The sequence below is a fragment of the Marinobacter panjinensis genome (genome assembly GCF_005298175.1).
GTDB lineage: Bacteria > Pseudomonadota > Gammaproteobacteria > Pseudomonadales > Oleiphilaceae > Marinobacter > Marinobacter panjinensis.
On the sequence record NZ_SZYH01000001.1, the window covers coordinates 1,386,179 to 1,408,093 of the forward strand.

Annotated in this window: 19 protein-coding genes; 12 read left to right on the forward strand and 7 right to left on the reverse strand. The window is 57.6% G+C overall.

What is annotated here, in order from left to right:
- Both cysN and FDP08_RS06265 read left to right on the forward strand, forming a co-directional pair.
- A complete protein-coding gene (gene cysN / locus FDP08_RS06260; protein WP_137435134.1) occupies nt 1-1,659 on the forward strand; it encodes a sulfate adenylyltransferase subunit CysN in 1,659 nt (552 codons plus the stop codon).
- A gap of 361 nt (nt 1,660-2,020) precedes the next feature.
- Entirely contained in the window at nt 2,021-3,037 is a 1,017-nt protein-coding gene (locus FDP08_RS06265) for a nucleoid-associated protein (protein ID WP_137435135.1), read from the forward strand.
- Nucleotides 3,038-3,095: 58 nt separating this feature from the next.
- Here FDP08_RS06265 and trmH read toward each other — a convergent pair whose 3' ends face one another.
- The gene (trmH, locus tag FDP08_RS06270) at nt 3,096-3,833 is read right to left on the reverse strand and encodes a tRNA (guanosine(18)-2'-O)-methyltransferase TrmH (RefSeq protein ID WP_137435136.1); all 738 of its coding nucleotides are present in this window, start codon (nt 3,831-3,833) and stop codon (nt 3,096-3,098) included.
- Between the two features lie 194 nt (nt 3,834-4,027).
- On the opposite strand from trmH, the gene miaB reads away from it, so the two are divergent.
- From miaB to lnt, 5 genes are all read left to right on the forward strand, one after another.
- Nucleotides 4,028-5,374, forward strand: coding sequence for a tRNA (N6-isopentenyl adenosine(37)-C2)-methylthiotransferase MiaB (gene miaB, locus FDP08_RS06275; protein ID WP_137435137.1), 1,347 nt, complete (start codon nt 4,028-4,030; stop codon nt 5,372-5,374).
- Nucleotides 5,375-5,774: 400 nt separating this feature from the next.
- Nucleotides 5,775-6,758 carry a PhoH family protein gene (locus tag FDP08_RS06280; protein ID WP_137435138.1) on the forward strand — a complete coding sequence of 328 codons (984 nt, stop codon included), beginning with the start codon at nt 5,775-5,777 and terminating at the stop codon, nt 6,756-6,758.
- Nucleotides 6,755-7,228 carry an rRNA maturation RNase YbeY gene (gene ybeY / locus FDP08_RS06285; RefSeq protein WP_137435139.1) on the forward strand — a complete coding sequence of 158 codons (474 nt, stop codon included), beginning with the start codon at nt 6,755-6,757 and terminating at the stop codon, nt 7,226-7,228. Before FDP08_RS06280 ends, ybeY begins: the two co-directional genes overlap by 4 nt.
- Nucleotides 7,225-8,073, forward strand: a complete 849-nt coding sequence (locus FDP08_RS06290) for a CorC family transporter (RefSeq protein ID WP_137435140.1) — start codon at nt 7,225-7,227, stop codon at nt 8,071-8,073. The genes ybeY and FDP08_RS06290 overlap by 4 nt, the downstream gene beginning before the upstream one ends.
- Entirely contained in the window at nt 8,063-9,613 is a 1,551-nt protein-coding gene (gene lnt / locus FDP08_RS06295) for an apolipoprotein N-acyltransferase (protein WP_137435141.1), read from the forward strand. The genes FDP08_RS06290 and lnt overlap by 11 nt, the downstream gene beginning before the upstream one ends.
- A gap of 236 nt (nt 9,614-9,849) precedes the next feature.
- On the opposite strand, the gene FDP08_RS06300 is transcribed toward lnt, so the two are convergent.
- Nucleotides 9,850-10,404, reverse strand: a complete 555-nt coding sequence (locus FDP08_RS06300) for a zinc ribbon-containing protein (RefSeq protein WP_137435142.1) — start codon at nt 10,402-10,404, stop codon at nt 9,850-9,852.
- Between the two features lie 316 nt (nt 10,405-10,720).
- Here FDP08_RS06300 and leuS point away from each other — a divergent pair, with 316 nt between their 5' ends.
- From leuS to FDP08_RS06325, 5 genes are all read left to right on the forward strand, one after another.
- Nucleotides 10,721-13,306 carry a leucine--tRNA ligase gene (gene leuS / locus FDP08_RS06305; protein ID WP_137437241.1) on the forward strand — a complete coding sequence of 862 codons (2,586 nt, stop codon included), beginning with the start codon at nt 10,721-10,723 and terminating at the stop codon, nt 13,304-13,306.
- A gap of 1 nt (nt 13,307) precedes the next feature.
- Nucleotides 13,308-13,883, forward strand: coding sequence for an LPS-assembly lipoprotein LptE (locus tag FDP08_RS06310; protein WP_228263245.1), 576 nt, complete (start codon nt 13,308-13,310; stop codon nt 13,881-13,883).
- Complete coding sequence (holA, locus tag FDP08_RS06315; RefSeq protein ID WP_137435143.1) at nt 13,880-14,887, forward strand: DNA polymerase III subunit delta; 1,008 nt, start codon at nt 13,880-13,882, stop codon at nt 14,885-14,887. Before FDP08_RS06310 ends, holA begins: the two co-directional genes overlap by 4 nt.
- A gap of 99 nt (nt 14,888-14,986) precedes the next feature.
- Nucleotides 14,987-15,250: a hypothetical protein gene (locus FDP08_RS06320; RefSeq protein ID WP_137435144.1), complete on the forward strand. Its 264-nt coding sequence runs from the start codon at nt 14,987-14,989 to the stop codon at nt 15,248-15,250.
- A 187-nt stretch (nt 15,251-15,437) separates the two neighbouring features.
- Nucleotides 15,438-16,073 (forward strand): endonuclease, encoded by a 636-nt coding sequence (locus tag FDP08_RS06325; protein WP_137435145.1) that lies wholly within the window; start codon nt 15,438-15,440, stop codon nt 16,071-16,073.
- 84 nt (nt 16,074-16,157) lie between these two features.
- Here the strand turns inward: FDP08_RS06325 and FDP08_RS06330 are convergent, their stop codons facing one another.
- The 5 genes from FDP08_RS06330 to bioD all read right to left on the reverse strand — a co-directional run bounded on the left by FDP08_RS06330 (nt 16,158) and on the right by bioD (nt 21,910).
- Nucleotides 16,158-17,948, reverse strand: a complete 1,791-nt coding sequence (locus tag FDP08_RS06330; RefSeq protein WP_137435146.1) for an acyl-CoA dehydrogenase C-terminal domain-containing protein — start codon at nt 17,946-17,948, stop codon at nt 16,158-16,160.
- Nucleotides 17,949-18,167: 219 nt separating this feature from the next.
- Nucleotides 18,168-19,967 (reverse strand): acyl-CoA dehydrogenase C-terminal domain-containing protein, encoded by a 1,800-nt coding sequence (locus FDP08_RS06335; protein ID WP_137435147.1) that lies wholly within the window; start codon nt 19,965-19,967, stop codon nt 18,168-18,170.
- Nucleotides 19,968-20,205: 238 nt separating this feature from the next.
- Complete coding sequence (locus FDP08_RS06340) at nt 20,206-20,865, reverse strand: putative metalloprotease CJM1_0395 family protein (RefSeq protein WP_137435148.1); 660 nt, start codon at nt 20,863-20,865, stop codon at nt 20,206-20,208.
- A 55-nt stretch (nt 20,866-20,920) separates the two neighbouring features.
- Nucleotides 20,921-21,166, reverse strand: a complete 246-nt coding sequence (locus FDP08_RS06345; protein ID WP_137435149.1) for a flagellar biosynthesis protein FlgE — start codon at nt 21,164-21,166, stop codon at nt 20,921-20,923.
- A gap of 51 nt (nt 21,167-21,217) precedes the next feature.
- Entirely contained in the window at nt 21,218-21,910 is a 693-nt protein-coding gene (gene bioD, locus FDP08_RS06350; protein WP_137435150.1) for a dethiobiotin synthase, read from the reverse strand.
- Between the last annotated feature and the right edge of the window lie 5 nt (nt 21,911-21,915).

Sequence of the window (21,915 nt, forward strand, 5' to 3'; positions counted from 1 at the left end):
ATGTCACACCAGTCTGATCTGATTGCCGAAGATATTCAGGCCTACCTGAAGCAACACGAGAACAAGGAACTGCTGCGCCTGCTGACCTGCGGCAGTGTCGACGATGGCAAGAGCACCCTGATTGGCCGCCTACTCCACGACACCAAGATGATCTACGAAGATCATATGGCCAGCCTGAAAACCGACAGCGCCAAGATGGGCACCACCGGCGAAAAACTGGACCTGGCCCTGCTGGTGGACGGACTGCAGGCAGAGCGGGAACAGGGCATTACCATCGATGTGGCCTACCGGTATTTTTCCACCGACAAGCGCAAGTTCATCATTGCCGATACCCCTGGCCACGAACAGTACACCCGTAACATGGCCACCGGCGCGTCTACCGCCCAGGTGGCAATCCTGATGATTGACGCCCGCCACGGTGTGCTGACCCAGACCCGTCGGCATTCCTACATCGCGTCCTTGCTGGGTATTCGTCACATCGTGGTGGCCATCAACAAGATGGACCTGGTGGATTACAGCGAAGAGCGCTTCAACGAAATCAAGGATGACTATCTGGCCTTTGCCAACAAGCTGGGCCTGAAGGATATCCGCTTCGTGCCGATTTCAGCGCTGGAAGGCGACAATGTTGTCAACAAGAGCGAGCACACGCCCTGGTTCACCGGCCAGCCGTTGATGGACATTCTGGAAACCGTCCAGGTTTCCCACGACAAGAACCTGGAGCATTTCCGCTTCCCGGTACAGTACGTTACTCGTCCCCACCTGAATTTCCGCGGCTTCTGCGGCACCATCGCCTCCGGGGTGATTCGCCCGGGAGAGAAGGTGATGGCCCTGCCTTCCAGGCGCACCAGTACTGTCAAGGAAGTGGTAACATTTGATGGCAACCTGGACGAGGCCTACATCGATCAGGCGGTAACGCTGACACTTACTGATGAGATTGATGTCAGCCGCGGCGACATGCTGGTGAAGGCCGAGGATGAGCCGGAAGTGGGTAACCGGTTCACTGCCAATATCGTGTGGATGACCGATGGCCCGCTGGAAACCGGTCGCCTGTACGACATCAAGCTCGGCCCCACGTTCACCTCTGGCACGGTGAAGAAGATTCATCACCAGACCGATGTGAACACTCTGGAGAGGAATGATAATCCCTCTGCCCTGCAGCTGAACGAGATTGGCCTGTGTGAGCTGACGCTCAGCCAGCCCATTGCGTTTGACGCCTACCCGCGCAACCACGCCACAGGCAGCTTCATTGTGATTGACCGGTTGACCAACGTGACCATTGGCGCGGGCATGATTGCCGGCACCGCGGGTACGGTAGAGTCGCTGGATCCGGTAACCAGTGAAGAGCGTGAGCGCCGTCTGGCTCAGAAGCCTGCAATCATTGCCTGTAACGGCAAGCAGGCCACGGCGCTGGCACTGGCGGTGGAGCGTGCCCTGTTCGATCAGGGCAAGACATCCGTGGTTCTGACCGAAGACAACGCCGGCAATGCCGACGATCGGCGTCGCGCCGCCCAGGTGATCAGTGCCCACGGCCTGGTTGCGATTGCGGTAAACCTCGGTACCGATGTGGCGTCGGCGTCTGTTTCTGCGGACGATGATCAGGAAATTACCGACGCGGTTAATTCGCTGATTCAGGATCTGATGAAGCACAAGCGGGTTTAATCTCGCTTTCGGGACTTTTGGATAGCCCCCGTGACCTTGGAACTTGGGGGCTGGTCCCGGGGCGGGGGTGCCTTTTCTTCTGGAAAAAGAACTCGCTGCGCTCAGACACCTTTTTCCGGCAGAAAAGGCACCCCCACCCCGGGACCGATCAAACAAATTATAAATATTCCCGCAAAATGTAGGTCGGATTTACCCGTGAAGGGCATAAAAGGCCTGAAAGGCCGTAATCCGAAAATTTGGCTCCGTCCACCCCTCACTCCAAACCTTCCCCAAACCCCCTCAAAATCCATTACAATCCCACCCCCTGAAGGTTTATCCTCAGAACCTCTCATGTCTTACCAAGCAAGGATCCAACAACTCCATGGCCATCAAGCACCTCCGCACACTCTTCGCCAGCCAACTTCAACCCGGCCAACCGGCCCGGGTATGTCCTGGCGAGGTCCTGTCCGAACCCGGCGGCGACTATGAGGGCCTGCACAAGCAGATGAAGCGTCTGTTCAATAGCAAGCCGGGCAAGAAATACGGTCGTTTTTCCGAGGACATTGGTGAATCCCCTTTCAGCGCCTGGCTGAAGGATTACCTGGAGGACAAGCAGAGCTTTACGTCCCTGACCGACCGCATTTTCGGCCAGTGGCAGGAGTTCCTGAATGGCAGTCAGGAAGAACACCAGGGGCACCTGATGCTGGTGCACGAAGCCCTGGCGGATGGGGAAGTGATGTATCTGCTGGTACTGGAGAGCGATAGTGCCTTGCGGTTCGATGGGCAGCAGTCGCTGGACACCACGGACGTACTCAGTCTTTCCCGGCTGAACCTGGCTGTTCGTATCGAGCTGGAGGACTGGCAAAGCGACAACGCCGGAGAGAATTACCTGACTCTGGTCCATGCCCGTGGTAGCGGTGAGCCGGGCGAGCTGTTTATCCGGCTGTGTGGTTTTACCAACCAGGTGGATGTGGAGAAGGAAACCCTGACGTTCATGGATGCTGTTGAGGCGTTTGCGAAGTCTTCCGAGCCGGAGGAAGCGGGCAAGATTCGCGCGAGAGCCTATGAGTTTTCCAAGGAGCAGCATGCGCTGGGGGAGCCGGTGGCTATTGAGGCACTGTCGGGGTACCTGGATGAAGACCAGCCACAGCGTTTCAAGGAGTTTGCCAGCGAGACTGCCGAGCTTCCGGAGAGCGGCGTGCTGCACCCGGATCATCGCAAGGTGAAGAAGCTGGTACGGATTGCGGGCTCCGGTGGCGGAATGAGTGTGTCCTTTTCCTCGGATCTGGTTAACCAGGCGGTCTACTATGACCGCGACAATGACGCATTGACTATTACGAGACTGCCTAAGGCATTGCGGGAGCAGTTGCAGCGGTATCTTGAGAGTCGCGATGATTGAGGTTGCTGGTCCGCTGGATTGATGGCCTGGGGGCTGGTCACGAGTTATCGCCCCGAACTCATGATTCATTGGTATCCACAGGTACCTTGTCGGTCCATCTTGGGCGGTTTGCGCGTAGTTTTCGGACTTCCTGCATCCAGCCTACTCCATCGACCAGTTCGCCGGTTTCCGGATCTATGGGTGGATACGGCAGGTTGCGGTCGTCGCAGTAGCGTTTTACGACGGGCTGGCACCAGCAGAACAGCAGGCGGTTGTACTCGTCGTCCGGCAATCGCCGATGATCAAACAATCCTGCCAGCTTACGCTGCCGTTGGGCTTCGGAAAGGATAATTGCACATGCAGACGACACATTCAGGGACTCCACCATGCCCATCATGGGAATCACAATGTGCTCGTCTGCTTGCTCGGCGGCTTTGTCGCTGACGCCGTCCACTTCGTTGCCCAGGATCACCGTGCAGGGCACGGTGAAATCTGCTTCCCGGTAGTCTATTGCGCGGTCAGATAGCTGTGCGGCGTAGAGTTTGTGGCCCTGCCCTTTCAGCGTAGATACGGCTTCATCCATCGTTGGGTGGGTATGGGTGGTTATCCAGTTATAGCTGCCGCCGGCGGTTTTACGGAACGCGCGGAAGCCTTCCCTTGGCCATACCACGTGCATGTTTGCCAGGCCGAAGGCATCGCATGAGCGGATGATGGCCGACAGGTTGCGGGGCTTGTGGACCTGGTCGGTGAGGACACTGAGGTCTGGTTGGCGGGTGTTGAGGGTTTGTTTGATTCGGGTCAGGCGTTCGGGTGTCATGGTTATATGGGATGTTTATTTGTCGGATTACGGCTTCGTGCGCCAGGAAGCCAATAATACCACAGCCGATTTAGAGGATTGCCGAGACAGAGGTGGTTGCGGATTGATCACCCCGTTATAATGGCCAGCTAACTTTTTTAAGCGCCAAGCCTGACCTCCCGGCGCAAGCCACACACCAAAATACGTTGAGAAACATGGCCAAGAAGCTGTACATCAAGACCCATGGCTGCCAGATGAACGAGTACGACTCATCCAGAATGGCGGACCTGTTGAAGAGCGGCGAAAGCGTTGAAATGACGGATTCGCCGGACGACGCTGACATCCTGTTGCTGAACACTTGTTCCATCCGGGAAAAAGCCCAGGACAAGGTATTCCACCAACTGGGTCGCTGGAAAAAACTGAAAAACACCAAGCCGGACCTGATCATCGGCGTGGGTGGCTGCGTGGCCAGCCAGGAAGGCCAGGCCATCATTGACCGCGCTCCCTTCGTCGATATGGTCTTCGGCCCGCAAACCCTGCACCGCCTGCCAGACATGATTACCGAGGTTCGTGCCAAAGGTAACGGCGTGGGCGTGGTGGATGTGAGCTTCCCGGAAATCGAAAAGTTCGACAACCTGCCCGACCCAGGCGCCGACGGCCCCTCCGCGTTTGTTTCCATCATGGAAGGCTGCAGCAAATACTGCACCTTCTGCGTCGTGCCCTACACCCGCGGTGAGGAAGTCAGCCGCCCGGTGGACGACGTGATTGCCGAAGTCGCTCACCTGGCCGGCCAGGGCGTACGCGAGGTTAACCTGCTGGGCCAGAACGTGAACGCCTACCGTGGCGAGACCCACGACGGCGACGTGATGGACATGGCCGAACTGGTCACCCTGATTGCCACCATCGACGGTATTGATCGCATCCGTTACACCACCTCGCACCCGGTGGAGTTCTCGGATTCGCTGATCGAAGCCTATGAACAGGTACCGGAACTGGTCAGCCACCTGCACTTACCGGTCCAGAGCGGTTCCGACCGCATCCTGGCAGCCATGAAGCGCGGCCACACGGCACTGGAGTACAAATCCAAACTCCGCCGCTTGCGCAAGATCCGCCCGGACATCAGCTTCTCGTCGGACTTTATCATTGGTTTCCCGGGGGAAACCGAGAAGGACTTTGAGGACACTATGAAGCTGATCAACGACATCGGCTTTGACATGTCCTTCAGCTTCGTCTTCAGTGCCCGGCCCGGCACCCCGGCGGCAGACCTGCCGGATGATACGCCGCTGGAAGTGAAGAAGCAGCGCCTTAGCATTCTCCAGGACCGGCTGAACCAGAACGTGATGGATATCAGCCGCAAGATGGTAGGCACGACCCAGCGCATCCTGGTGACAGGGCTGTCCAAGAAGGACCCCGGCGAATACGCGGGCCGAACCGAGAACAACCGTATTGTGAATTTCCGGCATGAAAACCCGGAGGTGGTTGGGCACTTTATTGATGTGGAGATTCGGGAGGCTCTGCCTAATTCTTTGCGGGGTGTGCCTGTGGATTTGGAGATGTATTAACCCGGGCTCCCATGCGTCTCAGGTTTGGTGAATGACGAGTGGTGGGGACCTCCTCCCAAAAAACGCTACAAGCACATCCGTGTGCGCTTGGGCTCCGCCATCCATGGCTCCGCACATTTTTGGGAGGAGGGCCCCACCACTCTCCGCGGACTCTTTCCGTGCCTGCAGTCCAAACGGGGTAAACGTAGGTTGGATTAAGCAAAGCGCAATCCAACAGTGGCCGAGGGCATGCAATTGGCTCAATATCTGTCGGATTGCGACTTCGTCTGATCCAACCTACTTGTATTTGTACAAACGGGCCTGCAAATAGTTGAAAAGGCCCTCCGGCCAGCGCCCGTTAGCACCAATCATGAAATGCATACTCCCGATAGGGAGAACCAAATCAAAACCCGGAGAACGATTGAAAACCAACGACTCAAGACAATTTGACCTGCACCCGGTAGACCAGCACCGGCTGACCACGCTTTGCGGCCAGTTCGATGAGCACCTGAAGCACATCGAGCGGCGTATGGACGTGAAGGTGGGCCGTCGTGGCCATCATTTCCGGGTGGAAGGCGAAACCGAGCATGTGGCCGCGGCTACAGAGGTTATCCGACATCTGTACCGGGAAACCGAGGCCAGTGACGACATCTCGCCGGACATGGTTCACCTGTTTATCCGCGAGACCGGCTTTGAGCGACTGGCGGATGATGTGCCCTACAACGGCGCCGTCACGGTCATCAAAACCCCGAAGCTGCAGGCCAAGCCCCGGGGCGAGAACCAGCAGAAGTACGTGCATAATATCCGCACCCACGATGTAAACTTTGGCATTGGCCCGGCCGGTACCGGCAAGACCTGGCTCGCGGTGGCCTGTGCGGTTGAGGCGCTTAAAGACGAACAGGTGAAGCGCATCCTGCTGGTTCGTCCCGCGGTGGAAGCGGGCGAGAAGCTTGGCTTTCTGCCTGGCGACCTGGCGCAAAAAGTGGACCCTTATCTTCGTCCGCTTTATGACGCTCTCTACGAAATGCTGGGCTTCGACCATGTCACTCGGCTGATCGAGAAGAGCGTGATCGAGATCGCGCCGCTGGCATTCATGCGGGGCCGTACACTCAACAATTCGTTTATCATCCTGGATGAAAGCCAGAACACCACCCGCGAGCAGATGAAAATGTTCCTGACGCGGATCGGCTTTGGTTCAACCGCAGTCATTACCGGCGATACCACCCAGGTGGACCTGCCACGCGGCCAGAACTCCGGCCTGATCCATGCGGCGGGGGTGCTGAGCAAGGTCTCCGGTATCGGATTCACGCGTTTCGAGTCCCGAGATGTGGTCCGTCATCCGCTGGTTCAGCGGATTGTTGAGGCCTATGATTCTCTGGACGACGGGAGTGCCCCAGGCCAGTGAGTGAACTGACGGTAGATTTGCAGCGGGCTCTTGAGGCACCGGGGGTGCCGGCAGACACCGACTTCGAGCGCTGGGCACAGGCAGCATGGCTGGGCGAGGATCCATCAGAGGTGACGATACGTATCGTTGCCATCGATGAAAGCGCCGGGCTGAACGGCCAGTATCGCGGGAAATCGGGACCAACCAATGTCCTGTCCTTCCCATTTGAAGCGCCAGCCGGTATAACAGTCCCGTTGGCCGGTGATCTTATTATCTGCGCCCCGGTTGTCGAAAAAGAAGCGGCTGAACAGCAGAAAACACTGCAGGAACACTGGGCCCATATGGTGGTGCATGGCATGTTGCACCTTCAGGGCTATGACCATATTGACGATAATGATGCCGAGGTCATGGAAGCCCTCGAGATCCGGTTGCTAGGGCAACTCGGGTTCAGCAATCCTTACGAGACAGAGGAAACGGAAAAAGACTCATGAACGACGATCAGTCGAGTCGCAGTCAGGGCAGCAAGTCCTGGCTGGAGCGTATATCACAGGCCTTCTCCAGCGGGCCTGAGTCCGTAGAGGACGTGCTGGAAATCCTGCGGGACGCCGAGTCCCAGAACATCATCGATACCGATGCCATGAGCATCATCGAAGGTGCCATGCAGGTGATCGATATGCGGGTGGATGAAATCATGATCCCCCGCTCCCAGATGGTCACCGTCAAGGCATCCCAGGAGCCGAAAGAATTCCTGGGTGAAATCATTTCTTCTGCCCACAGCCGTTTCCCCGTCATTGGCGACAGCCAGGACGATGTGATTGGCGTGCTGCTTGCCAAGGATCTGCTTCCCCTGGCCCTGAATAACGACCTCAACTGGAACCGCATTCGTGAAATCCTGCGCCCGCCCACTTTTGTGCCGGAAAGCAAGCGTCTGAACCAGTTGCTGAAGGAATTCAAGGAAACCCGCAACCACATGGCCATCGTGGTGGATGAGTACGGCGGTACCGCCGGCCTGATCACCATCGAGGACGTGCTGGAGCAGATTGTGGGTGAGATCGAGGACGAACACGATTTTGACGAAGAAACCCACATCAAGGCCCGTGGTGACGGAACCTATGCGGTCAAAGCCGTTACGCCGGTGGATGACTTCAACGAATTCTTTGAAACCGAGCTGGACGAGGAAGAGTTCGACACCATCGGTGGTGTTGTGCTCAAGGAGTTCGGCCACCTGCCCAGACGGGGCGAGTCAGTGGAGTTTGGCGGGTTGCAGTTCACCATTGCCAATGCCGATAACCGAGTCATCCGTCTGCTGCAGGTAACGCGTGGTGATGACCAGTAACACAACGCCCGAAACCACCGTGCTGACATCGCCCCTTTCTGAACAACCCTGGCTGTGCGCCGTGGCCCTTCTGGTCGCCGGTGCCCTGCAGACCCTGACCTTTTCGCCGTTCAACTGGTGGTGGCTGGGGCCGGTTTCCGTGGCGCTGATTCTCCTCTGTTGCCTGCCGCTGGCTCCGCACAAACTGTTTCGAGCCGGCTTTCTTGTGGGGCTCGGGCTGTTTGGTACCGGCGCGAGCTGGGTCTACGTCAGCATCAGCGAGCACGGCAACACATCGGTGCCACTAGCCATCATCCTCACGGTAATTTTTGTAGCGGGGCTAGCCCTGTTCCACGGCCTGGCATTCTGGGCCTGGGGCAAACTTTCCAAAGACAGTACGGTAAGACGGCTGCTCCTGTTTCCGGCCGTGTGGATACTGGCTGACTGGATCCGGGGCTGGCTGCTGACGGGGTTCCCCTGGCTGTATCTGGGTACCGCACACGTGGATGGCCCACTGGGCGGTTTTGCGCCACTGGTCGGCGTGCACGGTGTTACCTTCTGGGTGACGGTCACCGGCGGTGCAGCCATCGCCTGCTGGTGGCTCGCCAGGGGTACACGCTATGCCGGCGCCGCCGTTGTGGCCGTTGTCGCACTCTTGCCTTGGATCACCGGACCGGTGGTATCAGGCGTGGCGTGGACAACGCTCGACGAAAAGCCAACCACATTCGCGTCGATGCAGGGCAACATCCCCCAGCAGATCAAGTGGGACCCGGATTTCCTCCGGGACCAGATCGTTGCCTACCTTGAGCTGACGGAAGATCACTGGGACACCGACCTGATCCTGTGGCCCGAGACTGCCATCCCCATTCCCCAGGACCAGGCTGGAAAAATCATTGACCATATCGGTGAGGAACTGGGGGAAGACAGCACCCTGATTACCGGCATCCCCTGGTATGGTTTCAGTGACCGTATTGAAGACTTCACCTTCCACAACAGTATCATGGCCATCGGTAATGGCGGTGGCATCTACCACAAACAGAAACTGGTACCTTTCGGTGAATACGTGCCGTTGCAGCAGTGGCTCCGCGGCCTGATCGGTTTCTTTGATTTGCCCATGTCCAGCTTCAGCCGGGGGCCGTCCAACCAGTCTCCGTTGGATGCCAATGGCATCAGCATCATGCCGTTTATCTGCTACGAAGTAGCCTACCCGGATTTCGTCGCCAGCAACGCCCGCAATACTGACCTGTTACTGACCATCAGCAACGACGGCTGGTTCGGTGACTCCATCGGCCCGCTGCAGCACCTGCAGATTGCCCGCATGCGGGCCCTGGAAACCGGGCGTTATATGTTGAGGGGCACCAACAATGGCGTCACGGCCATCATTAACCACAAGGGCCAGATTGCGGAAACCATTCCTCAGTTTGAACGTGCGGTGCTTACTGGAGAAGTTTACTCCGCGAAAGGGAGCACACCCTACATGCAGTCCGGCTCCTGGCCGGTGCTGACGCTGGCGGCGATTCTTATTGTGTTTGTGAGGGTGCGGGTGATTCCCAAGAATTGATTCTGGTTCTCGTCCGGGTAGCCTGGAAGTGAGTGCCTGGCCATGGGGTGGGGTACTCTTTTCTTTGAAAAAGAACTCGCTTCGCTCAGACACCTTTTCCGGCAGAAAAGAGTACCCCACCACATGGTCGCTCTGGCTATTCAGTGAACTCCCGTAGGTCGGATTAGACGAAGTCGTAATCCGACATCCAGCTACATGTGAACTCCATTTGTCGGATTACGCTTCGCTAATCCGACCTACTCCTGCTCCGATTTCCGGGGCCAGCGGCTGGTGACACGTTCGTAGTAGTGCGAGCCGCAGGCCTCGCAGGGTTCCAGGTGGCTGGTGGCCGTCAGGCAGCGCATGTGGCCGCAGTTGAGGCATTTGAACATGCCAGCCGTTGCCACTTCGCCGCTGATGTACTGGCTGGGTGCGTGTTTCTCGAGTTTCTGGGACAGTTCAAGGGTGTCGAGCTTGGTCTTGTCCGCCACCGAGAACAGCATATCCGCCAGCTGATGCTCAACCAGGGAGATATCCAGTTGCAACCATTCTTTCAGACCTTCGCCGGTTTCCTCCACGAAATGCAGCAGGTGTTCCAGATCCCGTTGCAGGTAGGCGCCCAGTAAGTCTGCTTCCTCCCGGGTCATGTCTTCCAGTTCGTATTCAAATTCCACTGCCCGCTCGATCTCTTCTTGCAGTGTATCGCGGGTGGTTTCCTGCATTTCACTGAGCCGGGACTGGACCCGTTCCAGCATGCGGTCATAGGCCGCAAGGGCCTTGCCTGAGAGGTGATTGCGTTCTGGTTCGGTCATGGCCGCTCCCTATTGGTGTACGGGCAGAGTGGGTATGGCTGATCAGGGCACGCTGTGAATACATCCATGTACGCTTGACAAAAACATCCCTGTTTTTGACATCCCTGATCAGCCATACCCACTCTCCCCTATATCAAACTGGTTCGACAACTTACTCCAAGCGTCCGGGCGGTCAGCCGCACCTGCCCGCTTTCACCATTGAGTCTGGCACAGTATCGGCAAATTGGCAGACTACCTGTTAAGCCTTGTGTGCGTTAGAATGTCCGGCCGCTTCGCACATCTTTTTTGATACAGGGTAACTTTGGTAATGGCAGGAATGGACCAGCAATACAATCCCCGCGATGTTGAACAGCAAGCCCGCACCTACTGGGAAGAAAATAACACATTCACAGTGAAGGAAGAGCCGGGCAAGCCCAAATATTATTGCCTGTCCATGTTCCCCTACCCCAGCGGCAAGCTGCACATGGGGCACGTTCGCAACTACACCATTGGCGATGTAATCTCCCGGTACCAGCGCATGCAGGGCAAGAATGTCATGCAGCCCATGGGCTGGGACGCCTTCGGCCTGCCCGCTGAAAACGCTGCCATTGCCAACAAGACCGCGCCGGCGAAGTGGACCCACGCCAATATTGCCTACATGAAGAACCAGCTCAAGCAGCTGGGCTTCGGTTACGACTGGAACCGCGAGCTGGCCACCTGCAAGCCGGACTACTACCGTTGGGAACAGTGGTTCTTCGCCCGCCTGTACGAAAAAGGCCTGGTGTACAAAAAGATGTCCACCGTTAACTGGGACCCGGTTGACCAGACCGTGCTGGCCAACGAGCAGGTGGTGGACGGCAAAGGCTGGCGGTCCGGTGCCCCGGTTGAGCAGAAGAAAATCCCCCAGTGGTTTATCCGCATTACCGACTACGCCGAGGAACTGCTGAACGACCTGGATCAGCTGGAAGACTGGCCCGAGCAGGTCAAGACCATGCAGCGCAACTGGATCGGCAAATCCACCGGTACCGAGCTGACGTTCCCCCTCAAGAACCGCGATGACGCACTGGATGTCTACACCACCCGCCCGGACACCCTGATGGGGGTTACCTACATGGCGGTAGCGGCAGAGCACCCGATTGCCAAAGCCTCCTCCGAGCGGTATCCGGAAGTGGCAGAATTTGTGGAGCAATGCCGCAACAGCAAGGTTGCCGAAGCCGACATGGCAACCATGGAAAAGAAAGGCATCGATACCGGCTACAAGGCCATTCACCCGCTGACCCAGGAAGAAATTCCGGTTTACGTCGCCAATTTCGTGTTGATGGAATACGGTACCGGCGCACTGATGGCGGTGCCCGCTCACGATGACCGGGATCACGAATTCGCGATCAAATACCGGTTGCCGATCAAACAGGTAATCGCACCCTCCGATAATCGCGAAATCGACACACAGGAAGAGGCTTTCACCGAGAAGGGTATCCTGGTGTCGTCCGGCAAATACAACGGCCTGACCAGCGAAGAAGCGTTCGAAGCCATCGCCGACTACCTGGAAAAAAACGGCATCGGCAAGCGCACGGTCAACTACCGCTTGCGGGATTGGGGTGTATCACGCCAGCGCTACTGGGGCGCGCCGATTCCGATGATGACCCTGGAAGACGGCACCGAACGCCCGGTCCCCGACGACCAGTTGCCTGTTGTCCTACCGGAAGACGTGACCATGGACGGCGTGCAATCGCCCATCAAGGCTGATCCGGAGTGGGCAAAAACCAGTTTTGAAGGCCAGCCTGCCACGCTGGAAACCGATACCTTCGACACCTTCATGGAGTCGTCCTGGTATTACGCCCGTTTCTGCAGCCCAAATTACGACAAGGGCATGCTGGACCCGGCTGCTGCCAACTACTGGCTGCCGGTAGACCAGTACATTGGCGGCATCGAGCACGCCATTCTGCACCTGCTTTATGCCCGTTTCTTCCACAAACTGCTGCGGGACGTAGGGCTGGTGAACAGTTCCGAACCGTTCAATCGCCTGCTGTGTCAGGGCATGGTGCTGGCAGAAACCTATTACCGCGAAGACGACAACGGTGGCAAGGTGTGGATTTCCCCGGCGGACGTGATCACCGAAAAAGACGAGAAAGGCCAGGTTGTCCGCGCCGTTCACAAGGACGACGGCCAGCCGGTGGTATCCGGTGGTGTGACCAAGATGTCCAAATCCAAGAACAACGGCATCGACCCACAGGCCATCATTGACGAGCATGGCGCAGATACCGTGCGTCTGTTCATGATGTTCGCCGCCCCTCCGGAGCAGTCCCTGGAGTGGTCCGATAGCGGCGTTGAGGGTGCCCACCGCTTCCTCAAACGGCTGTGGCGTATGGTCAGCGAGCATACGGTGAACGCACCGGTTCCGGCCCTGGATAGCGCCAGCCTTGATGAAGGTCAGCGCAACCTTCGCCGCAAGACCCATGAAACCATTGCCAAGGTCAGTGACGACATCAGCCGCCGGCTGACGTTCAACACCTCGATCGCAGCGGTCATGGAGCTTCTGAACGAAGTTGGCAAACTGGGCGGCGACGAGCCCCAAAGCCGGGCCGTACGCCAGGAAGCCCTGGATACTGCCGTGCTGATGCTCTCCCCCATCGCCCCCCATATCTGCCACCAGCTGTGGCAGGCATTGGGGCATGAAGAACCGGTGGTGGACGCCTCCTGGCCCACCGCCGACAAGGCTGCCATGGTTCGCAGCGAGATCCAGATTGTGCTTCAGGTAAATGGCAAGGTGCGCGCCAAGGCAGACGTCCCGGCCAATATTGAAAAAGACGCCTTGGAAGCGCTCGCTCTGGACAATGAAAATGTCATCCGCTTTACCGAAGGCAAGACCGTTCGCAAGGTGATCGTTGTGCCGGGCAAACTGGTTAACGTGGTGGCCAACTGAGATGAAACCGGCGGCCGACTCCCTGATTCGTCCCATGGTGGCAGCAGCCCTGTCCCTGCTGATTGCGGGGTGCGGGTTTCAGCTGCGGGGCGCGCCACCGGTATCCTCAGCATTGCAGCCACTGGCGGTGGACTGCGCCGATAACGTACCGGGGCAACTGTGCGACGCTGTCCGGGAACAGCTGGAGCTGGGTCGGATTGAACTGAAGCCCGCCGAAGAAGCGGATTTTGTCCTCAGGATCGGCAAGTTCCGCCAGGAACGGCGCGCCAGTGCCATTACTCTGCGTGCTGCTGCTGCCGAGTACACGTTGCGGCATACGGTTAACATCGAGGTGCTCACCGCAGACAACATTCCCCTTATTGAGCCCGCCGATCTCAATACCAGTGAAACCTATCGCTACGACGAATCGAACGTGCTTGCCAAACAGCGGGAAGAAGAGGCGTTGAGGGAACAGCTCCATGATCGCCTGGCACAACAGATCATCTTCCGGCTGGCGCCCATTGATGAAGATCGCATTGAACGATTGCGGCAGGAAGCAGAGCAGGCCCGCAACGAAGAGACTGAGCCGTCGTCATGAAGACACAGGCACACCAGTTACCCCAGCTACTGCACAAAGGCCTGTCGCCGGTCTATCTGATATCCGGGGACGAGCCATTGCTGGTTCAGGAATGTTGCGATCAGGTCCGCAAGGCCGCTCGCGAAGCCGGCTTTGAAGACCGGATTACCTTTCACGCGGACCAACAGCTGGACTGGAACCGGGTCGGTGAGGAACTCGGCGCGCTGTCGTTGTTCGCAGAAAAGCGCCGTATTGAAATCCACCTTCCCACGGGCAAACTTGGCGATGGCCGGGCGGTGATGGAAAGCGTGCTGCAGAATCCGCCTGATGACATCATTCTGTTATTGATCAGCGCTCGCCTGGATGCGGCGGAAACCCGCCGTAAATGGTACAAGGAACTCCAGAACATAGGCGTTCACGTACCGGTCTGGCCCATTGATGCAGACAGGTTCCCGGGATGGCTTCAGCAACGGGCCCGCAACCACGGCCTGAGCCTGACCCGTGGTGCCCTGGACATCCTGGCTGAGCGCCTGGAAGGCAACTTGCTGGCAGCAAGCCAGGAACTGGACCGCCTGGCGTTGCTGGGATCCGGAGCCACCATTGATGAAGAGACCATTGAACAGGCTGTTCAGGACAGTTCGCGCTTCAACGGATTCGAGCTGGTCACGGAACTTCTTGCCGGCAGGGCTGCCCATGCCAGGAAAATCATCGGCGTACTCCAGCAGGAGGGTGAAAACCCACTGGGCCTGCTGACGGTGCTCTCCCGGGATCTCAACCTGACCATGGAACTGAACATCGCCGCCGCCAAACGCGAAAACACGACCGGTTTCCTGAAGAAACGGGGCGTGTTCCAGCCCCAGCGAGCAAAGGCTGTCGAGCAGGCAGCAAGGCGCCTGAACCGCCGCCAGCTCATGGCAGCACTGGAGCTGTGCAGCGCCACCGACCGCGCCGCAAAGGGCTTTGACAGCCTCTCCCCCTGGCATCACCTCCAGGACATGATTACCCTTTTGGCCAGGCCCGCCTGACCCACATCAAGTCGCTTGCAATCCCCTGCTTTCCCTCTTGACAGATTTTGACATTCGGTAGCATGGTATATCCGTCAATCATCAAAGGAGGTGTGTGATATGAGTATTCAGGACGATCTGAAACAGTTGTCAGAAAAAATAAAACAGTACCGTGACGAAGCCCGCGTTCAGATGCATCTGGCCAGGGAAGATGTCAAAGACGAATGGGACGATCTGGAAAAGGACTGGGACCGCTTTCGCGGCAAGCTCGACGGGATCCTCCACGATGCAGACGATGCGTCAAAAGAAGCACGCCAGACCGCCCACAAGCTTGGTGAAGACCTGAAATCTGGCTACCAGAACATCCGTAACCGACTGAAGTAAAGTGTTAACCGGTTAACAGAATGCTACAAATACCCACCACGAGGCTCTGTTCATAAAGGGCCTCTGTGCCATACTTCTCATTATAAGTGAATGAAGCGTCATTTTTTTGTCTGATTCGGCCAGCCAGCATCCCTACATGGCCCGATCAGCCAAGGCACTTCTGAACGCCGAGAGGTATAAATGGCCTATGAAAACTCTGACTGTCTTCCTGCTGACATTGTCCGTATTACTGGTATCTTCGTTGGTCAATAGCCAGAACACGCGCTTCAGTGACCCCGCTACCGTTATCCAGAACGAATTCTGGGGCAAGCTTTATGCCCAGGGAGGAGTGTCCTTCTTCTGCGAGACCCCCTTCACCAACAAGGGCTTTCTGCTGACGGACGGCTACATCTACCCGCTGGCCAAGGTTCGTAGTGCCCTTGAGTGCGGCACGTCGAGCCAGTGTGCCGATAATGACCGTTACCGGCAAATTGCCTCCGACCTTCATAACATCGTACCGGTTCGCAGCCGTACCGAAATGAGGCGGCGCAACGCATTGTATGAAGAACTCGGTTCCGTTATCGAACCCAATGAGTGCGGCATTCGCGAGAGCACCCAGTTCTTTGAGCCCCCTGAAAAGGTGAAAGGCGATGTCGCCCGCACGGTTGCCTATATGGTCGACACCTATGATCTACCCTGGGCAGGGGCGACCACGGTTTTCAAGAACTGGAACCGGGTTGATCCACCGGATGACTCGGAACTGACCCGGCATCGCCAGATTGCCGAGATCCAGGGCAACGAAAACCCCTTCCTGCTGGACCCGGGCAGGCTGGAAAATCTTTAACGACACATTGGTCGTTAACTCGTACATTAAAAAAGGCAGGTCCCGGGTTACCAGGGGCCTGCCTTTTCATAGTACGCCGAAAGATCAGAATTCTTCGGCGGTCAGCGCCATCATTGAGCCACTGCCACTGCGGATGCCTTCGGCCAGCGCAACCGTCTTCGGCAACAGGCGATCGAAGTAGAAACGCGCACTCTTCACCTTGCCACTGTAGAAGCCGGAAGTATCACCTTCCGCTTTTGGCGCCGCCGCTTTCACCATTTTCGCCCACATATACCCCAGGGCAGTCAGGCCGAACAGATCCAGATAATCAACCGAAGCCGCCCCAACCGCGTCGGGATTATCGCCCGCCTGGTTGATCACATGCTCGGTCACATCGGACAGGCGCTCGAAGGCTGCTGCCAACGGCTCCAGGTAAGGACGCAGATTCTCGTCGCTGCTATTCTCCTCGATGAACGCGGCCACATCCTCGGCAAACAGTTCATACAGTTTACCCTGACTACCAACGACCTTTCGGCCCATCAGGTCCAGCGCCTGAATACCATTGGTGCCTTCGTAGATCTGGGTGATACGGCAGTCGCGAACCAACTGCTCCTGCCCCCACTCGCGAATAAAGCCATGGCCACCGAAGACCTGCTGGCCCATGATGCAGGCATCCAAACCACGATCTGTCAGAAAGGCTTTCGCTACCGGCGTCAGTAGCGCCACCATGCCTTCAGCATGCTTGCGGCGCTCGTCATCGTCCGAGTACTTGGAGATGTCCAGCCACTGAGCCACGTAGGTGGAGAAGGCACGGCCGCCCTCAACATAACCCTTCATGGTTAGCAACATGCGGCGGACGTCGGGATGAACCAGGATTGGGTCCGCAGCTTTCTCCGGCTGCTGCGCTCCGGTGGGAGCACGGCTCTGAATCCGCTCCAGCGCGTATTCACGGGCACTCTGCAACGAGGCTTCAGCGGCACCAATGCCCTGAATACCAACACCCAGGCGCTCATAATTCATCATGGTGAACATCGCAGCCAGGCCCCGGTTCTCTTCGCCGACCAGCCAGCCTTTGGCACCGTCGAAGTTCATCACACACGTAGCGGAGCCCTTGATGCCCATCTTCTTCTCCAGGGAACCGCAGCTCAGGCTGTTGCGCTCGCCCAGGGAGCCGTCCTTATTCACTTCAAACTTGGGCACCAGGAACAGGGAGATACCCTTGGGGCCCTTGGGCGCATCCGGCAACTTGGCCAGCACCAGGTGAATGATGTTCTCCGCCATGTCATGCTCGCCCCAGGTGATAAAGATCTTGGTGCCAGTCACGCTGAAGGAGCCATCGCCGTTTGGCTCAGCCTTGGTGCGGATAATTCCGAGGTCGGTACCGGCGTGGGGTTCGGTCAGATCCATGGCACCGGACCAGACGCCTGCATACATGTTGGGCAGGTACTTCTCCTTCAGCTCCTGGCTGCCATGGGCGTCCAGGGCCAGGCAGGCGCCCGCGGTCAGCATCGGGGCAAGACCGAAAGCCATATTGGCGGCCTGCATCATTTCCTCGAACTGGGCGACCAGGGTTTTGGGCATGCCCATGCCACCAAATTCGGGGTTGCCGCCCAGACCATTCCAGCCACCCTCAACGATGGTCTGGTAGGCCTCACGGAAGCCTTCCGGTGTAGACACTTCGCCATCATTCCACTTACAACCCTGCTCGTCACCCTCGCGGTTCAGCGGAGCCAGCACACCACTGGTAATCTTGCCCGCCTCTTCGAGAATGGCGTCGGCGGTGTCCGGGTCAACGTTCTCTGCCACTTTCGGCAGTGACGCCCACAGCGCCGGCGCGTCAAAAACTTCGTTCAGGACAAAGCGCATGTCACGTAAAGGTGCCTGATAGTCAGCCATCTAATCTCTCCAAAATTCCACAATTCAGTCAGTCTGCGAAGTGAACAACCCTGAGCCTGTGGCCCTGCTCACTTCCTCGGCTATGTGTCCGCTCAGGTTGTTTTTATGGTGGCTTATTCTACCCTAATGGCGCCCCCAACTCATGAGGTCCCGGCGGCCATTTCATGAAAAAAGCCCGCCTCCTGGGAGAGCGGGCTTTTTGGTCCCTTGAAGCCCGCCTTAAAGGGCGAAGGCTTCTTCCGGCATGTCCATCAGGCTGTCGGCGCCGGCCAGCATGCTCTCTGCATGCCCCCTGGTGCGCGGCAGCATGCGCTTGAAGTAGAAGCGCGCTGTCTGGACTTTGGCGTTATAGAACATTTCTTCGGTGGTACCTTCCACCATCTTGTCCAACGCAACCTTGGCCATACGAGCCCACAGATAGGCGAACACGGCATAGCCGGAGTACATCAGGTAGTCCACAGACGCGGCACCCACTTCCTCGCGATTCTTCATGGCAGTCATGCCGATCTTCATGGTCAGGTCGCCCCACTCCTTGTTCAGGGCGGCCAGCGGCTCGATGAATTCCTTGAGCTGCTCGTTGTCGGCGTTTTCCTTGCAGAACACGTGAACCTGCTTCGTAAAGCCCTTCAGGGACTCACCCTGGGTCATCAGAACCTTGCGGCCCAACAGGTCCAGCGCCTGGATACCTGTCGTACCCTCGTAGATCATGCCGATACGGGCGTCACGAACGTTCTGCTCCATGCCCCACTCGGAGATGAAACCGTGTCCACCATATACCTGCATGCCCAGGTTGGCCGCTTCGTAGCCAATCTCGGTCAGGAAGGCCTTGGCGATGGGGGTCAGGAAGCCCAGGGCCTCGTCGGCCGTCTTGCGCTCTTCCTCGGTCTTGCCGCTATGAACAATGTCAGCCTGCTGCGCAGTCAGGTAGATTAATGCGCGGGCGCCTTCGGCGACCGCTTTCTGGGTCAGCAGCATGCGACGCACATCCGGGTGGACGATAATCGGGTCCGCAATACCTTCAGGGTTCTTGGCACCGCTGAGGGAACGCATGGCCAGGCGATCCTTGGCATAGGTCACAGAGCCCTGGAGGCCCAGCTCTGCCGCGCCCAGTCCCTGGATGGCGGTGCCGATACGGGCGGTGTTCATGAAGGTGAACATGCAGTTCAGGCCCTTGTTCTCCGGACCAATCAACCAACCCTTGGCGCCGTCGAAATTCATGACGCAGGTGGCGTTACCGTGGATACCCATCTTGTGCTCAATGGAACCACAGGAAACGGCATTGCGCTCACCGGAAGAACCGTCTTCCTTGGGCAGTTGCTTGGGCACGATAAACAGGGAAATACCTTTGGTACCTTCCGGGGCGCCTGGCAGGCGGGCCAGAACGATATGGACGATATTTTCGGCCATGTCGTGCTCACCCGCTGAAATAAAGATCTTGGTACCGGTGATGGCGTAAGTGCCGTCGGCATTTGGCTCGGCCTTGGTACGCAGTGTGCCCAGGTCTGAGCCACAGTGGGGCTCGGTCAGACACATGGTGCCGGTCCACTCGCCGCTGATCAGCTTGGTAAGGTAAGTCTGCTTCTGTTCTTCGGTGCCATGGGCTTCAATGGTGTTGGTGGCGCCGTGGCTCAGGCCAGGATACATGCCCCAGGACCAGTTAGACGTACCTACCATTTCGCTCATCACCAGACCGAGAGAGTGAGGCAGGCCCTGGCCACCATAGTTGGGATCGGCCGTCATGGACGGCCAGCCGCCTTCCACATACTGCTGGTAGGCTTCTTTGAACCCGGTTGGTGTTTTCACACCGCCTTCGCTCCAGGTACAACCTTCGGTGTCACCCACCTGGTTCAATGGAGACAGTACCTGCTCACAGAATTTGGCACCTTCCCCGATAATGGCGTCGACCATATCCGGAGTCGCATCTTCGGCACCTTCCAGATTGGCGTAGTGCTGCTCGCTGTCCAGCAGCTCGGTCATCACGAATTTAATGTCACGCAGGGGCGCTTTGTATTCAGGCATGGAATCCACCTCAGATTTTCGGTCACAGCTGCGAAAACGTCACAGCACTTTGCCTCGGGGTTTGCTCATACGGCATGGCATCAGTCGCCACACCGCAAATTAAACACTTGTTTGAAACATACGTTTAGAGGCACAGAATTGTCAATAGCCATGCTCGAAATTTGTGTTGCATTTTGTGGTGAGGTTTTGCGGAAACAGGGGGAGAAAAACGGAAAAGACGTGACCAAAGCGCTGGTTATCAGGCGGTTGCCACGAAGCGGGAGGTGATTTCCTCATTTGCAGCACCAGTCTCGCCAAAACCGGAGACGATCTGGTAAGCGCTGGCGGCACTGCGGGATTCCCGACCAGACGATTCATCATCCTCAGCGCTGTCTGCGGGGTCAGCGCCTTGCGCATTGCCAAGTTCTGACGACAGCTCGGACCGGGCCTGCAACATAAGCTGCAAGGCCTCCGCTGCGACGGCGCGATCCTGGGGCGAGGGCTCTGCCGGCGCAAGCGCTGCAGCCCTGACCGTGCGCATCTTTTCAATGGTGGCCTGGGGGTCTCCCTGAACCGGGGAGGTGTCTATTGGCACTTCCCCGCCGACGGCGTACTGAGCACCATCGGGACCACGTTCATACACATAGGAAACGGATCCGGCGTATTGCCCACCCACAGCCTGGTGCGCTGACTCGTGAGCACGGACTTCGCGGTCCCGGGCTTTCAGGTCAGCCAATATCTGCAGTTCCGTATCTTCCAGCCCTTGAAGATTTTCTGACTCGGAGCGCCGGGGATCCCGGGAACGGGTACGGTCACTGGTTTGCTCAGCGGCTTCGACGTTTCGGTTTGCATCAGCCGCTCCGCCCCCCGGAGAGAGATACATCGGAGAGACGGAGGGAAGTGAACCGGAAATCATCATGTCAGTGATTCACGCAGTTATAGAATGCGACCGGGCGGTCGCAACCTACGCGGTTTCAGGCTGTGATATCCAGAAGCGTACCGAGAGTTTCATCGGCCGTCTTGACCACTTGGGCCGAGGCTTCAACACTGCGCTCATAGAGTTTGAGATCAACGATGGGCTCCAACAGGCCACCGGCACCGTCGGCACTACCCTGAGGACCGTCAGCGCCACCACGGGCAATCCGGCGGGCGGCATTTTCCATGCCCTGCATGCCGTCCTGAATGCCCTGAATACCGATTCCTAATGTGTTATTGATCATAACTGCGGTGTCCAATGACCATTAATTGACTCAAGTAAGCCACATTCCTGGTCAATTTTCAAACAAACAGTTCACATTCAGGCTGGTCGCCAGTGTTTTCGGGTCTGCCCTCTCCTGCCATGGCAAGACGCCCAGGCAGGGAGCTTCCAGGTGGTTCACCAGGTATTCCAGGGTTTCGTGCTCACAGGTCATAATCTCCGGAACTGGTCGGTTGGCAACCCAGCCGGCAACAGTCAGTCCGTCGCGGCGGACAGCTTCGGCGGTCAATAGTGCATGATTGATACAGCCCAGCTTCAGCGGCACCACCATAATGACAGGCATTTGCAGTACCCCCGGTACAGCGGCATAGGTTTCCCGGTCATTGAGCGGTACCCGCCAGCCACCAGCACCCTCTATCAGCAGCAGGTCCGCCGGTCGCATCTGCAAACCGCGACAGAATCCCACCAGGCGTTCAGCTGTGACAGTACGGCCAGCCTGAGCTGCTGCAACATGGGGGGCAATAGCGGGCTTCAGGGCTATTGGATTAACCTGGTCATAACCCAGTGGCTCCGACATGGCCTCCATCAGTATCAGCGCATCTTCATTGCGCAGACCCTCCGGCGTTTCGTCACAGCCGGAGGCAATAGGCTTCATGGCCAATGTGCGCTTTCCGAGGGAGGCTGCAGCTTCAAGGATGGCAGCCGAAATCATGGTCTTGCCTACACCGGTATCGGTACCTGTCACAAAATAGCTTTTTCTGGCCATGGCCC

Coding starts and splice junctions, on each gene's coding strand:
- leuS (WP_137437241.1), top strand. CDS start 10,721: ATGGACCAGCAATACAATCCCCGCGATGTTGAACAGCAAGCCCGCACC.
- trmH (WP_137435136.1), bottom strand. CDS start 3,833: ATGACACCCGAACGCCTGACCCGAATCAAACAAACCCTCAACACCCGC.
- FDP08_RS06310 (WP_228263245.1), top strand. CDS start 13,308: ATGAAACCGGCGGCCGACTCCCTGATTCGTCCCATGGTGGCAGCAGCC.
- FDP08_RS06330 (WP_137435146.1), bottom strand. CDS start 17,948: ATGGCTGACTATCAGGCACCTTTACGTGACATGCGCTTTGTCCTGAAC.
- FDP08_RS06290 (WP_137435140.1), top strand. CDS start 7,225: ATGAACGACGATCAGTCGAGTCGCAGTCAGGGCAGCAAGTCCTGGCTG.
- FDP08_RS06335 (WP_137435147.1), bottom strand. CDS start 19,967: ATGCCTGAATACAAAGCGCCCCTGCGTGACATTAAATTCGTGATGACC.
- FDP08_RS06265 (WP_137435135.1), top strand. CDS start 2,021: ATGGCCATCAAGCACCTCCGCACACTCTTCGCCAGCCAACTTCAACCC.
- cysN (WP_137435134.1), top strand. CDS start 1: ATGTCACACCAGTCTGATCTGATTGCCGAAGATATTCAGGCCTACCTG.
- lnt (WP_137435141.1), top strand. CDS start 8,063: ATGACCAGTAACACAACGCCCGAAACCACCGTGCTGACATCGCCCCTT.
- FDP08_RS06320 (WP_137435144.1), top strand. CDS start 14,987: ATGAGTATTCAGGACGATCTGAAACAGTTGTCAGAAAAAATAAAACAG.
- FDP08_RS06345 (WP_137435149.1), bottom strand. CDS start 21,166: ATGATCAATAACACATTAGGAATCGGTATTCAGGGCATTCAGGACGGC.
- FDP08_RS06300 (WP_137435142.1), bottom strand. CDS start 10,404: ATGACCGAACCAGAACGCAATCACCTCTCAGGCAAGGCCCTTGCGGCC.
- FDP08_RS06340 (WP_137435148.1), bottom strand. CDS start 20,865: ATGATGATTTCCGGTTCACTTCCCTCCGTCTCTCCGATGTATCTCTCT.
- FDP08_RS06325 (WP_137435145.1), top strand. CDS start 15,438: ATGAAAACTCTGACTGTCTTCCTGCTGACATTGTCCGTATTACTGGTA.
- miaB (WP_137435137.1), top strand. CDS start 4,028: ATGGCCAAGAAGCTGTACATCAAGACCCATGGCTGCCAGATGAACGAG.
- holA (WP_137435143.1), top strand. CDS start 13,880: ATGAAGACACAGGCACACCAGTTACCCCAGCTACTGCACAAAGGCCTG.
- bioD (WP_137435150.1), bottom strand. CDS start 21,910: ATGGCCAGAAAAAGCTATTTTGTGACAGGTACCGATACCGGTGTAGGC.